11 protein-coding genes are annotated in these 12,812 nt (G+C 60.3%); 8 read left to right on the top strand and 3 right to left on the bottom strand.

The genetic code is table 11. The features are described 5' to 3' along the window. Positions 1 to 72: 72 nt before the first annotated feature. From RHM69_RS18740 to RHM69_RS18755, 4 genes are all read left to right on the top strand, one after another. Entirely contained in the window at positions 73 to 960 is an 888-nt protein-coding gene (locus RHM69_RS18740; protein ID WP_020302136.1) for a 3-keto-5-aminohexanoate cleavage protein, read from the top strand. A 143-nt stretch (positions 961 to 1,103) separates the two neighbouring features. Then, complete coding sequence (locus tag RHM69_RS18745) at positions 1,104 to 2,069, top strand: L-carnitine dehydrogenase (protein WP_014720254.1); 966 nt, start codon at positions 1,104 to 1,106, stop codon at positions 2,067 to 2,069. 102 nt (positions 2,070 to 2,171) lie between these two features. Further along, positions 2,172 to 2,666: a thioesterase family protein gene (locus tag RHM69_RS18750; RefSeq protein ID WP_014720255.1), complete on the top strand. Its 495-nt coding sequence runs from the start codon at positions 2,172 to 2,174 to the stop codon at positions 2,664 to 2,666. 224 nt (positions 2,667 to 2,890) lie between these two features. Next, the gene (locus tag RHM69_RS18755) at positions 2,891 to 3,154 is read left to right on the top strand and encodes a hypothetical protein (RefSeq protein ID WP_060766814.1); all 264 of its coding nucleotides are present in this window, start codon (positions 2,891 to 2,893) and stop codon (positions 3,152 to 3,154) included. An 87-nt stretch (positions 3,155 to 3,241) separates the two neighbouring features. On the opposite strand, the gene RHM69_RS18760 is transcribed toward RHM69_RS18755, so the two are convergent. Both RHM69_RS18760 and RHM69_RS18765 read right to left on the bottom strand, forming a co-directional pair. Next, positions 3,242 to 4,345, bottom strand: coding sequence for a GlxA family transcriptional regulator (locus RHM69_RS18760; RefSeq protein WP_200600309.1), 1,104 nt, complete (start codon positions 4,343 to 4,345; stop codon positions 3,242 to 3,244). Positions 4,346 to 4,874: 529 nt separating this feature from the next. Then, positions 4,875 to 6,251 carry an L-serine ammonia-lyase gene (locus tag RHM69_RS18765; protein ID WP_014720257.1) on the bottom strand — a complete coding sequence of 459 codons (1,377 nt, stop codon included), beginning with the start codon at positions 6,249 to 6,251 and terminating at the stop codon, positions 4,875 to 4,877. A 416-nt stretch (positions 6,252 to 6,667) separates the two neighbouring features. Here RHM69_RS18765 and RHM69_RS18770 point away from each other — a divergent pair, with 416 nt between their 5' ends. The 3 genes from RHM69_RS18770 (at position 6,668) to choV (ending at position 9,705) form a co-directional block, all read left to right on the top strand. Beyond that, complete coding sequence (locus tag RHM69_RS18770) at positions 6,668 to 7,615, top strand: choline ABC transporter substrate-binding protein (RefSeq protein WP_200600307.1); 948 nt, start codon at positions 6,668 to 6,670, stop codon at positions 7,613 to 7,615. A 69-nt stretch (positions 7,616 to 7,684) separates the two neighbouring features. Further along, on the top strand, positions 7,685 to 8,530 hold the full coding sequence (gene choW / locus RHM69_RS18775; RefSeq protein WP_003194913.1) for a choline ABC transporter permease subunit: 846 nt from the start codon (positions 7,685 to 7,687) through the stop codon (positions 8,528 to 8,530). Then, a complete protein-coding gene (gene choV / locus RHM69_RS18780; RefSeq protein ID WP_014720259.1) occupies positions 8,527 to 9,705 on the top strand; it encodes a choline ABC transporter ATP-binding protein in 1,179 nt (392 codons plus the stop codon). Before choW ends, choV begins: the two co-directional genes overlap by 4 nt. Positions 9,706 to 9,862: 157 nt before the next feature. On the opposite strand, the gene RHM69_RS18785 is transcribed toward choV, so the two are convergent. After that, positions 9,863 to 11,797: a BCCT family transporter gene (locus RHM69_RS18785; RefSeq protein WP_224796996.1), complete on the bottom strand. Its 1,935-nt coding sequence runs from the start codon at positions 11,795 to 11,797 to the stop codon at positions 9,863 to 9,865. 389 nt (positions 11,798 to 12,186) lie between these two features. Between RHM69_RS18785 and betI the strand changes: the two genes are divergently transcribed. After that, positions 12,187 to 12,780 carry a transcriptional regulator BetI gene (gene betI, locus RHM69_RS18790; protein WP_003194919.1) on the top strand — a complete coding sequence of 198 codons (594 nt, stop codon included), beginning with the start codon at positions 12,187 to 12,189 and terminating at the stop codon, positions 12,778 to 12,780. Positions 12,781 to 12,812: the final 32 nt, after the last annotated feature.

The following is a 12,812-nucleotide window of genomic DNA, read 5'->3' on the forward strand; positions in this document are numbered from 1 at the left end:
GTGTCGCAGCCGCTCCAGGCCGCGACACGGCGCCCTGCGCCTTGAAATCACCCGCCTGTAAGGAACCGCCTCATGAACCACGACGTCATCATCACCTGCGCACTCACCGGTGCTGGCGACACGACCGCCAGAAGCCCCCACGTGCCGGTCACACCCAAACAAATCGCAGCCGCTGCCGTGGAGGCCGCCAAGGCCGGCGCCACGGTCGTGCATTGCCACGTACGCGACCCCGAGACCGGCAAGTTCAGTCGCGACGTCGCGCTGTACCGCGAAGTGATGGAGCGCATCCGCGAGGCCGACATCGACATCATCGTCAACCTCACCGCCGGCATGGGTGGCGACCTGGAGATCGGTGGCGGCGAGAATCCCATGGAGTTCGGGCCCAATACCGACCTGGTGGGCCCGCTGACCCGCCTGGCCCATGTTGAAGAACTGCTGCCGGAAATCTGCACCCTGGACTGCGGCACGCTGAACTTCGGCGATGGCGACACCATTTACGTGTCCACCCCGGCGCAACTGCGGGCTGGCGCCAGACGTATCCAGGAATTGGGCGTAAAGGCTGAGCTGGAAATTTTCGATACCGGCCACCTGTGGTTCGCCAAGCAGATGATCAAGGAAGGACTGCTGGATAACCCGCTGTTCCAACTGTGCCTGGGCATTCCCTGGGGCGCACCGGCCGACACCACCACCATGAAAGCCATGGTCGACAACCTGCCCGCCGACGCGGTGTGGGCAGGGTTCGGGATTGGTCGCATGCAAATGCCAATGGCCGCGCAAGCGGTGCTGTTGGGGGGCAACGTACGGGTGGGCCTGGAGGATAACCTGTGGCTGGACAAGGGCGTGCTCGCCACCAATGGCCAACTGGTGGAACGCGCCAGTGAAATTCTCAGCCGGTTGGGCGCAAGGGTCCTGACCCCAGCCGAAGGCCGCATCAAGATGGGCCTGACCCAACGCGGCTAACACAGACACCACACAACCCTGTGGGAGCCGGGCTTGCCCGCGATGAGGCCAGTAAATCTGCCACATCTTTGTAGCCTGCAATGCCGCCATCGCGGGCAAGCCCGGCTCCCACAAAGGCCCATCGAACACTTTAGGAATATGCCATGCGCTTTATCACCGAAATCAAAACCTTTGCTGCGTTGGGCAGCGGTGTCATCGGCAGCGGCTGGGTATCCCGTGCTCTTGCCCATGGCCTGGATGTAGTGGCCTGGGACCCCGCCCCCGGTGCCGAGGCGGCCTTGCGTAAACGCGTCGCCAACGCCTGGGGCGCCCTTGAACAACAGGGCCTGGCGCCCGGCGCCTCCCAGGACCGCCTGCGCTTTGTCGCTACCATCGAAGACTGCGTAAAAGACGCCGACTTCATCCAGGAAAGCGCTCCCGAACGCCTGGAGTTGAAGCTGCAATTGCACAGCCAGATCAGCGCCGCGGCCAAGCCGAATGCCTTGATTGGTTCGAGCACCTCTGGGCTGTTGCCCAGCGAGTTCTATGAGGGCTCTACCCACCCGGAACGCTGCGTGGTCGGCCACCCCTTTAACCCGGTCTACCTGTTGCCGTTGGTAGAGGTAGTGGGCGGTAAAAACACCGCGCCAGAGGCGATCCAGGCAGCAATCAGCGTGTATGAATCCCTCGGCATGCGCCCGCTGCATGTACGCAAGGAAGTGCCTGGGTTTATTGCTGACCGCCTGCTGGAAGCGCTGTGGCGAGAGGCGCTGCACCTGGTCAATGACGGGGTGGCGACCACCGGCGAAATCGACGATGCCATTCGTTTTGGTGCCGGGTTGCGCTGGTCGTTCATGGGCACCTTCCTCACTTACACGCTGGCGGGCGGCGATGCTGGCATGCGCCACTTCATGGCCCAGTTCGGCCCGGCGTTGCAGTTGCCGTGGACTTATCTACCGGCGCCTGAATTGACTGAAAAGCTGATTGATGATGTGGTCGATGGCACCGCTGAGCAGTTGGGTAACCGCAGCATCTCGGCGCTGGAGCGCTATCGTGATGACTGCCTGCTGGCGGTGCTGGAAGCCGTAAAAACAACCAAGGCCAAGCACGGCATGAGCTTCGCCGAATAACCCTGTGGGAGCTGGCTTGCCTGCGATGGCGGTGGCCTCACCCTTGCTATCGCAGGCAAGCCAGCTCCCACATTTGACCGCATACCAAATTGGATTAATGCCATGCCCGCACTGACCACCTACACCACCAAAATCCTGCCCGACTGGGTTGACTACAACGGCCATCTGCGTGACGCGTTCTACCTGCTGATCTTCAGCTACGCCACCGATGCGCTGATGGACACCCTGGGGCTGGACAGCGAAAACCGCGAAGCCAGCGGCCACTCGCTGTTCACCCTGGAGTTGCACCTGAACTATCTGCATGAGGTAAAGCTCGGCGCCGAGGTTGAGGTGCATACCCAACTGATCGCCCACGACGCCAAGCGCCTGCACCTCTATCACAGCCTGCACCTTGTGGGCGAAGAGCGCGAGTTGGCGGGTAACGAACAAATGCTGCTGCATGTCGATCTGGCCGGGCCGCAGTCGGCGCCGTTTGCCGGCGCGACCCTGGAAAAACTCATCGCTCTCAGCCAGGCACACGCCGATCTACCCCGGCCAGCCCTGCTCGGCCGGGTGATCGGGCTGCCCGCGCAAAAAAAAGCCCCGATCCAGCCGTGACGGGATCGGGGCAGAGTGCTTTGTGTGAGCCGTGCATTTCGAGGGTGACCAAACCTTCAAGCTGCGTGCCTGGGTTCAGTGTGCCCGTTACGGGCCGGGTCAAGCACCTCGAAAACGACCTGTTCATAGCCATCCGAGCCATCGGTGGATTCTGCCCTTGCCGCCAGTCCTGGGGCCTACCAGAATCCAAGTCAATTCCCGCTCTCTACACCAGGATGACCGTCATGATGCACGCGGATTTGATTGACCAGGATGACCTGCTGAGCCAACTGCGCTCACTGGGTTTTGACGTGTCCAGCGGCGCTACCGCCGAGCAGGCTTGCGAATGTGCGGTGCGCGGGTTGAGCGAAGCGCGGGCCAAGGCGCTCAAGGGCATGGTGGAACAGATGTACAGCGGCAGCGCGACGATTTTGCCAGCGGTGAGGCAGGCGATCGACAAGCAGTTGCTGCCGGCGCTGATGCAGTTCAAACAAAGCTCTGGCGCCTGAAATACCGCTATCGCAGGCAAGCCAGCTGCCACAGGGGAACGCATTCCAAGGTGGGAACTGGCTTGCCTGCGATGCAGACGGCTCGGCCTAGAGCCTTACACTGGCAAAGGTCGACTCATTGCGCGCCTGGCTCAACGCCGACATCGGCCCCGACAACGGTGACAACACCAGTGCCGGCGGAATCGGCATCATCGCCACTTGCTGGGTGGTGTTGGAGCCTACGCGTTCATCCCGTGGCGGAATGCCGAAGTATTCGCGGTAGCACTTGGAAAAGTGCGGCGTGGACACAAACCCGCACACCGACGCGACTTCGATGATCGACATGGGGGTCTGCTTGAGCAGTTGCCGTGCACGAATCAGGCGCAGCTTGAGGTAATAACGCGACGGCGAGCAGTGCAGGTATTTCTGGAACAGCCGCTCCAACTGCCGGCGCGACACGGCGACATACACCGCCAGTTCGTCCAGGTCGATCGGCTCTTCGAGGTTGGCTTCCATCAGCGCGACGATTTCCTGCAGCTTCGGCTGGTTGGTGCCAAGCATGTGCTTGAGCGGCACACGCTGGTGATCCTGTTCGTTGCGGATGCGTTCGTACACGAACATCTCGGAGATGGCGGCCGACAATTCACGGCCGTGGTCGCGGCTGATCAGGTGCAACATCATGTCCAGGGGCGCGGTGCCACCGGAGCTGGTGAAGCGGTTGCGATCGAGGGTGAACAGACGCGTGCTCATGGCCACCCGCGGGAAGGCTTCCTGCATCGACGCCAGGCATTCCCAGTGCACGCTGCAATCAAAGCCATCGAGCAAGCCGGCGCAGGCCAGGGCCCAGCTGCCGGTGCACACCGCGCCAAGGCGACGAGACTGGCGTGCCTGGCTTTGCAGCCACGACACATGTTCACGGGTGACGGTGCGCTGGATACCGACGCCGCCGCACACGATGACCGTGTCCAGGACGTGGGCTTTGTGCATGGAGGCATCGGGTGTGATTTGCAGGCCATCACTGGCCCACACCTGGTTGCCGTCGACACTCAGGGTTGTCCAGCGATACAGCTCGCGGCCGGACAGCTGGTTGGCCATGCGCAGTGGCTCCACGGCTGACGCCAGGGAAATCAGCGTGAAATTGTCCAGCAGCAAAAAGCCGATGGATTGAGGCGCACGGTTCTGGGGTTGGGCCCCGGAGTTGGTCGACGTCATCGCGGTATCTCCTCACATCACACAAAGCGGGTGGTGGCCTCAGGCGAGGCTCTTGTTATTGCACTCGTCCTGGAAAGGCGAGGCTTTGAAATTGATAGAGCAAATGCCATGCCTAAAATTGAATGGCTATTCAAGAACTCCTGAAAACGACCTGTTTATGCGTCTATATGAGCCCACGCGTGAAGTGCGGGATATGACGCATAACGGGCGAGGTTCAAGGGGTGTGAGCAGATCGGTAGCACTTGTGGGAAGGCGCTTTGCGGGCGTAGGAGAAGTCTGTCACCCAAAGCACATCAGGCGTGTGATCGTGGAGGAATTCGTTCGGAAGCTACTTATCTATTTGCGACGCGCTAAAAGGTGGCGATTTTGGCTGAGGGTGTTCACTTTGTGAGCAATGGTGCTCCTCTGTTCAGCTCGTTCCCACGCTCTGCGTGGGCATGCATCCTGTGACGCTCTGCGTCACCCCTGGGACGCGGAGCGTCCGGGGCTGCATTCCCACGCGGAGCGTGGGAACGATCATGTCACTGACTCAACATTCAACCGCACTCACCGCCAACCCACCTCGTGATGTCTCTTTGTACTTGTCATGCATATCGGCCCCGGTATCACGCATGGTGCGGATCACCCGGTCCAACGAGATGAAGTGCTGGCCATCGCCCCGCAACGCCATTTGCGCCGCATTGATCGCCTTCACCGCCGCAATTGCATTGCGCTCGATACACGGCACTTGCACCAGGCCGCCCACCGGGTCGCAGGTCAGGCCGAGGTTATGTTCCAGGCCGATTTCGGCGGCGTTGCACAGTTGCTCCGGCGTGGCGCCGAGGATTTCAGCCAACCCGGCTGCTGCCATGGCGCACGCGGAACCGACCTCGCCCTGGCAACCGACTTCGGCACCGGAAATCGAGGCGTTCTTTTTACACAGGATGCCCACCGCCGCCGCGCCCAGCAGGTAGTCGACCACGTTGGCTTCGGTGACTTCTTCGCTGAACTTCATAAAGTAGTGCAGCACCGCCGGGATGATTCCCGCCGCGCCGTTGGTGGGCGCCGTGACCATGCGCCCACCGGCGGCGTTTTCTTCGTTGACCGCCAGGGCGAACAGGTTGACCCATTCCATGGCGCTCAAGGTCGAGCCGATCACATTGGGCTTGTTCAGCTCCTGCAAGCTGCGGTGTAACTTGGCAGCGCGACGGCGCACGTTCAAGCCGCCGGGCAGGATACCTTCGTGCTTGAGGCCCTGCTCCACGCAATCTTGCATGGCGCGCCAGAGTTTCATCAGGCCGCTGCGGATTTCTTCTTCGCTGCGCCAGGTTTTTTCATTCGCCAGCATCAGTTCGGCAACGCGCAGGTTGTGGGTCTTGCACAGCTGCAATAGCTCCACGGCACTGGAAAAATCATAGGGCAGCTCGGTACGGTCCATGTCCGCCACACCGCTTTGGGCCTGGGCTTCATCCACCACGAAACCGCCACCCACCGAGTAATAGGTGTCGCGGTGCAGCTCGCCGTTTTCGCCAAACACCACCAGGGTCATGGCGTTGGGATGGAACGGCAGGTTTTCGTCGAGCAAGCGCATGTCCCGCGCCCACACAAAGGGCACCGGCAAACGCCCGTCCAGCAGCAGCGTGTCGGTTTCGCGCAGGGTGTGAATGCGGGCGCCGATTTGCGTGGGGTCGATTGCGTCTGGCCATTCGCCCATCAGGCCCATGATGGTGGCGGTGTCGCTGCCGTGGCCGATGCCGGTGGCCGACAGCGAGCCGTACAGTTGCACTTCGACACGCTGCACCTGTTCCAGCCACCCACGCTCACGCAACCCTTGAACGAACAACGCCGCGGCGCGCATGGGCCCCACGGTGTGCGAACTCGAAGGCCCGATGCCGATCTTGAACAGGTCGAAAACGCTGATAGCCATTAACGTGAAACTCCTCGATAAGCACGGGCCGGGCTTGAACGAGGTGCTACGCTCAGATCGCCCAGATGGCGGCATCATCAAGCTTTTATTCGTCATCACGGCGTCTCACACCGACGCACTCATGCTCACCAGCGGCGCTCGCGTGCGAACGCCAGTTTTGGCCGTTTTTTGCGGTGCAGACGGGTAAAAACAGCAGTTTTACCTTAGGAAAAACCTGTAAGCGACGTCATCGGTACTGGATGCGACCCTCCCTGTACTGGATACGACGCCCCCTGTAGGCGTCAGATTTTCACTGGTACATGATCAGTCTCGACTCGTTTGCAAGGCACCGCGCCAGAGCTGTTGTCGCACGCTCCAACCGCAACACTTATAAAGCGCGGCGAATGCCGCCAGAAAAGACACAGGAGTCTACCCACATGAAAGGTTCACCCTCGTTGTTGTTGGCCGCCATGCTGAGTCTGCCAGTCGTGGCATACGCCGCAGAACCGGAACAGTGCAAGACCGTCAACTTCTCCGATGTCGGCTGGACCGACATCACCGTCACCACCGCGACCACCAGCGAGATCCTCAAGGGCCTGGGCTACAAGCCGCGCACCACGATGATTTCGGTACCTGTGACTTACAAGTCCCTGGCCGACGGCAAGAACATGGACATTTTCCTCGGCAACTGGATGCCGACCATGGAAAACGACATCAAGCAGTACCGTGATGCCGGCACCGTGGAAACCGTGCGCGCCAACCTGGAGAACGCCAAGTACACCCTGGCGGTCCCAGAAGCGCTGTATGAGAAGGGCCTGAAAGACTTCGCCGACATCGCCAAATTCAAGGATGAGCTGGGCGGCAAGATCTACGGCATCGAGCCGGGCAACGATGGCAACCGCACCATCCAGACACTGATCGACAAAGATGCCTTCGGCCTGAAAACCGCCGGCTTCAAGGTGGTCGAATCCAGCGAAGCCGGCATGCTCTCCCAGGTTGAACGCGCTTCCAAGCGCAACCAGGCCATCGTGTTCCTCGGCTGGGAACCGCACCCGATGAACACCCGCTTCAAGATGAAGTACCTGACCGGTGGTGACGACTCGTTCGGCCCCAATTACGGCCAGGCCACCATCTACACCAACACCCGCAAAGGCTACACCCAGGAATGCAGCAACGTCGGCCAGTTGCTGAAAAACCTGGTGTTCACCCTCGACATGGAAAGCACCCTGATGGGGAACGTCCTGGACGACAAGATGAAGGCCAACGCTGCCGCCAAGGCCTGGTTGCAGAAGAACCCGCAAGTGCTCGACACCTGGCTCGCCGGTGTCACCACCGTTGATGGCAAACCAGGGCTCGATGCCGTTAAAGCTTACCTCGCCAAATAGCACCCGCTGACCCCAGGCCGGTGCGCTGGCCTGGGATGTTTTCCCCTTCGCATGTGGACATTCACTACCATGCTGACTGAACAGAAAATCCCACTAGGCCAGTACATCGCTGCCTTCGTCGACTGGTTGACCCAACACGGTGCCAACTACTTCGACGCAATCGCATCGACACTGGAAACGATGATCCACGGCGTGACGTTTGCGCTGACCTGGTTCAATCCACTGGCATTGATCGGTCTGATTGCGCTGCTGGCTCACTTTATTCAACGTAAATGGGGACTGACTGTTTTTGTCATCGCCTCCTTCCTGCTGATCCTCAACCTGGGGTACTGGCAGGAAACCATGGAAACCCTCGCACAGGTGCTGTTCGCCACCCTGGTCTGCGTGGTCATCGGTGTGCCGCTGGGCATTGTTGCCGCGCATAAACCAATGTTCTACACCATGATGCGGCCGGTACTCGATCTGATGCAGACCGTGCCGACCTTCGTCTACCTCATCCCTACCCTGACCCTCTTCGGGCTGGGTGTGGTGCCTGGGTTGATTTCCACGGTGGTGTTCGCGATTGCCGCGCCGATCCGCCTGACCTACCTGGGTATCCGCGACGTCCCGCAAGAATTGATGGACGCCGGCAAGGCCTTTGGCTGCTCGCGCCGCCAGTTGCTCTCGCGCATTGAACTGCCCCACGCCATGCCGAGCATCGCCGCAGGCATTACCCAATGCATCATGCTGTCGTTGTCGATGGTGGTGATCGCGGCCCTGGTAGGCGCCGACGGCCTCGGCAAGCCGGTGGTCAACGCACTCAACACCGCCGATATTGCCCTGGGCTTTGAAGCGGGCCTGGCCATTGTGTTGCTCGCCATCATGCTCGACCGTATCTGCAAACAACCCGACGCTAAAGTAGGGGGTGATGCATGAGCATTATCCGATTCGACAAAGTCGACGTGATCTTTTCCAAAGACCCACGCGAAGCGCTCAAGCTGCTGGACCAGGGCATGAGCCGTAACGAAATCCTGAAGAAGACCGGGCAGATCGTCGGCGTCGAGAACGCCAGCCTGGATATCGAGAAAGGCGAGATCTGTGTGCTGATGGGCCTCTCGGGCTCAGGCAAATCCAGTTTGCTGCGCTGCATCAACGGCCTCAATACCGTCAGCCGTGGCCAGCTGTTTGTGGAGCATGAAGGGCGTCAGATCGACATCGCCTCCTGCACCCCCGCCGAACTGAAAATGATGCGCACCAAACGCATCGCCATGGTGTTTCAGAAGTTCGCCCTGATGCCTTGGTTGACGGTGCGCGAGAACATCAGCTTCGGCCTGGAGATGCAGGGCCGGCCAGAGAAAGAACGACGCACACTGGTGGACGAGAAACTCGAACTGGTGGGCCTGAGCCAATGGCGCAACAAGAAGCCCGACGAGTTGTCCGGCGGCATGCAGCAGCGCGTCGGCCTGGCTCGCGCCCTGGCGATGGACGCCGATATCCTGCTGATGGACGAACCCTTCTCGGCCCTCGACCCGCTGATCCGCCAAGGCTTGCAAGATGAACTGCTGGAACTGCAACGCAAGTTGAGCAAGACCATCGTGTTCGTCAGCCACGACCTGGATGAAGCGCTGAAACTGGGCAGCCGTATCGCGATCATGAAAGACGGCAAGATCATCCAGTACAGCGTGCCGGAAGAAATCGTACTGAACCCGGCAGACGACTATGTGCGCACCTTCGTTGCGCATACCAACCCGCTGAACGTGCTGTGCGGACGTAGCCTGATGCGCACGCTGGACAACTGCAAGCGCGTGAACGGTTCGGTGTGTCTTGATCCGGGTGGCGACTCCTGGCTGGACCTGGCCGAAGGCAACACCATCCAGGGCGCACGCCAGAATGGCGTGGCGATGAACCTGCAAAACTGGGCGCCAGGGCAGGCCGTGGAAGGCTTGGGCCGCGTACCGACGCTGGTGGACTCGAACATCGGTATGCGCGATGCACTGCAGATTCGCTACCAGACAGGCAACAAGCTGGTGCTGCACGACAACAACAAGGTGGTGGGGATACTGGGGGACAGTGAGCTCTACCATGCCCTCTTAGGCAAGAACTTGGGCTAAGGCCCCAACTGAAGGAATGCGGTCAATGTGGGAGCTGGCTTGCCTGCGATAGCTATGTTGGATTCACCCTTGCTATCGCAGGCAAGCCAGCTCCCACATTCGACCGCATTCAATGCTTGCAACAGCGGCGCCAGTGAGGGCGCCGCCAGCTCAATTATCAGCTATAGACCCGGCCAAGGAGCTGCCGATGGCTTTCAAACTGATCGAGCACATCCCGGGTGATCTGTTCCTGGGTGAAGCCCATCAGGTCATACTCCTGCGGCCCGTTGTGCAGGTACACCTCGGCACGGTAGTAACGGGTGCGCTCTTCCTCAGGCAGGTCAGCCGGCGCCGCCGAGTAGCCATCCAGGCTCACTTCGTAGACAAACGGGTTACCCTCGTCCATCTCGATCCGCACGCCGATGCAGCGTTTGGATTTGCCCAGCAGGGTCTGCACTTCCAGGCCCTGATCACGCAACGCACTCGCGGCTTCTTCCAACGCCGGCGTTACGTGCTTGTCCATAAAGCGCTGCACGGTGGCCTGGCTCGGTTGCAGGTCCAGGGCGCTCAAGCGCTCGCTGAAACCACGACGCCCGCGTTCAGCCAATTGCGCCTGCTCCTGTTCGATGGCCACGTCCTGGCGCATGGCCTTGTGCAAACCGAACATAAAGAACACCAGCACCACCGAGAACGGCAGCCCCGCCAGCACCACCATGGTTTGCATGGCTTCGAAGTTACCGGCAAACAGCAGACCGATGGTCACCAGGGTGATCACCGCCGACCAGAAGATACGCAACCAGTGCGGCGCATCTTCATCCACGTTGCCGCCCTTGCAGGACAGGTTGGCCATCATCACCGCGCCGGAATCCGCCGGGGTCAGGAACAGCACAAAGCCCACGAAGATCGACACGCCGATCACCACTTTCGACGCCGGGTAATGCTCAAGCAGTTGGTAGATGGCCATGGACGGTTGTTCCAGCGCCGTCTTGCCCAACTCCACCGCCCCATGGTTCAACACCAGGTCCAGGGCCGAGTTGCCGAAGATCGACAGCCACGCCAGGGTAAAGCCCAGCGGGATCAGCAATACGCCAGCCACCAGCTCGCGCACGGTACGACCACGGGAAATACGCGCGATGAACATGCCCACAAATGGCGCCCAGGAAATCCACCAGGCCCAGTAGAACAGAGTCCACAGACCCATCCAGCGTTCGGTCTTGGCACCGTCGCCTTCGTACACATACAGGTCGAAGGTTTTCAGCACGATACCGTTGAGGTAATCACCGGTGTTCTGCACCAGGCCATTGAGCAGGTGCAAGGTAGGGCCGAACAACAGCACGAAGATCAGCAAACCGCTGAACAGCACGATGTTGAGGTTGGACAGGCGGCGAATACCGTTTTCCACACCCGACACGGCGGCGATGGTCGCCACGGTGCTCATCACGATGATCACGATCAGCAGGTTGGTATTGCTGTGCTCCATGCCGAACAGGTTTTCCAGCCCCGACGACACCTGCATCGAGCCGATCCCCAGGTTGGTCACCAGGCCCAGCAGGGTCACGAACATGCCGAAACCGTCTACCGCGTGGCCGGCCGCGCCCTTCACCCAACGCTCGCCCACCAGCGGGTACAGCGCCGAACGCAGTGCCAGCGGTTGGTTGTGACGGTACGCAAAGTACGCCACGGCCAGGCCGACCAGCGCATAGATCGCCCAGCCGTGCAGGCCCCAGTGCAGGAAGGTCAGTTGCAGCGCCTGGCGTGCCGCGCCATTGCTTGCGGCAGCGCCTTCGGGCGGGTTGAAGTAGTGGTCCAACGGCTCGGACGCACCGAAATACAACAGCGAGATGCCGATACCGGACGAGAACAACATGCCGGCCCAGGCGCCATAGCTGAAGTCTGGGGTATCGTCCTTCGCACCCAGCTTAAGTTTCCCATAGGACGAAAACGCCAGGCCGACCACAAACACCAGGTAGGCGGCGATGACCACCATGTAGTACCAGCCAAAGCTTTTCGACAGCCAGGCCTGTGCGACACCGAGCAGGCGCCCGGCCTCCTGCGGGGCGACGATCAGAATGGCGGTCAACAACAAAATCAGCGCGGTGGAGGTGTAGAACACCCAACCGTTGACCCGGACCTTTTCCGGTGGGGTCTTTATAAGAGAGGCAGAACTCATGGCGCAGATGCTCCAGGCAGTGCGAGAGAGAAACACAAGGCAACGGTTATCCCGGGACATCGATTTTTCGGCAGTCGACGGACGGGTGTTATAAAGACACCCCAAAATTCTTGAGCCCGCCTAAGCGGTGATCAGGCTCTGAAGTGGCCTGTTTCAAGGGTTTTTGCAGGTGTCGAAGGTTGCAGCTCGCAGGTAGGAAACATCTGTAGGCAGCGACCATTTGTCGCAGATCTTATTCTTTGTTGATTGAACGTTCAATCAAAACAAAATAGACTGGCCCTCAAGCCGACGGACGTGGATCGCCCATCGGCAGGCCTAAGGAGAGGTGCTACATGCCCAAGGTCGGTATGCAACCCATACGCCGCCAGCAGTTGATCGAAGCCACGTTGACGGCCATCGATCGGGTCGGGATGGGAGATGCCAGCATTGCGCTGATCGCCCGTCTGGCCGGCGTCTCGAACGGCATCATCAGCCACTACTTTCAGGACAAGAACGGCCTGATCGCAGCGACGATGCGCTACCTGATGAATGCGCTGATCGAGAACGTGCAAGAACGCAGGCGTGCCTTGAAGGATGACAGCCCACGGGCGCACCTTCAGGTGATCATCGAAGGCAACTTCGACGCCAGCCAGGTCAATGGCCCGGCAATGAAAACCTGGCTGGCCTTCTGGGCCACCAGCATGCACCACCCGTCATTGCACAGGTTGCAGCGGATCAACGATCAACGTCTGTATTCCAACCTGTGCTGCCAGTTCCGCCGAGTGCTGCCGCTGCCGCACGCACGCAAAGCAGCCCGAGGCCTGGCGGCCCTGATCGACGGTTTGTGGTTGCGCGGCGCCCTGTCGGGAGACGCTTTCGACACGGAGCAGGCGCAACGGATCGCTTACGAATACATGGATTTCCAATTGGCCAAGCAGGTGAGTTAGAGCACACATAACCGCTCAACCCCTGAACGTCC

The organism is Pseudomonas sp. CCI1.1, from assembly GCF_034348165.1.
GTDB lineage: Bacteria > Pseudomonadota > Gammaproteobacteria > Pseudomonadales > Pseudomonadaceae > Aquipseudomonas > Aquipseudomonas paracarnis.

Bases quoted from the DNA above. Each gene is read 5' to 3' on its own strand.
- RHM69_RS18740 (WP_020302136.1), top strand. From the start codon at position 73: ATGAACCACGACGTCATCATCACCTGCGCACTCACCGGTGCTGGCGAC.
- RHM69_RS18745 (WP_014720254.1), top strand. From the start codon at position 1,104: ATGCGCTTTATCACCGAAATCAAAACCTTTGCTGCGTTGGGCAGCGGT.
- RHM69_RS18750 (WP_014720255.1), top strand. From the start codon at position 2,172: ATGCCCGCACTGACCACCTACACCACCAAAATCCTGCCCGACTGGGTT.
- RHM69_RS18755 (WP_060766814.1), top strand. From the start codon at position 2,891: ATGATGCACGCGGATTTGATTGACCAGGATGACCTGCTGAGCCAACTG.
- RHM69_RS18760 (WP_200600309.1), bottom strand. From the start codon at position 4,345: ATGACGTCGACCAACTCCGGGGCCCAACCCCAGAACCGTGCGCCTCAA.
- RHM69_RS18765 (WP_014720257.1), bottom strand. From the start codon at position 6,251: ATGGCTATCAGCGTTTTCGACCTGTTCAAGATCGGCATCGGGCCTTCG.
- RHM69_RS18770 (WP_200600307.1), top strand. From the start codon at position 6,668: ATGAAAGGTTCACCCTCGTTGTTGTTGGCCGCCATGCTGAGTCTGCCA.
- choW (WP_003194913.1), top strand. From the start codon at position 7,685: ATGCTGACTGAACAGAAAATCCCACTAGGCCAGTACATCGCTGCCTTC.
- choV (WP_014720259.1), top strand. From the start codon at position 8,527: ATGAGCATTATCCGATTCGACAAAGTCGACGTGATCTTTTCCAAAGAC.
- betI (WP_003194919.1), top strand. From the start codon at position 12,187: ATGCCCAAGGTCGGTATGCAACCCATACGCCGCCAGCAGTTGATCGAA.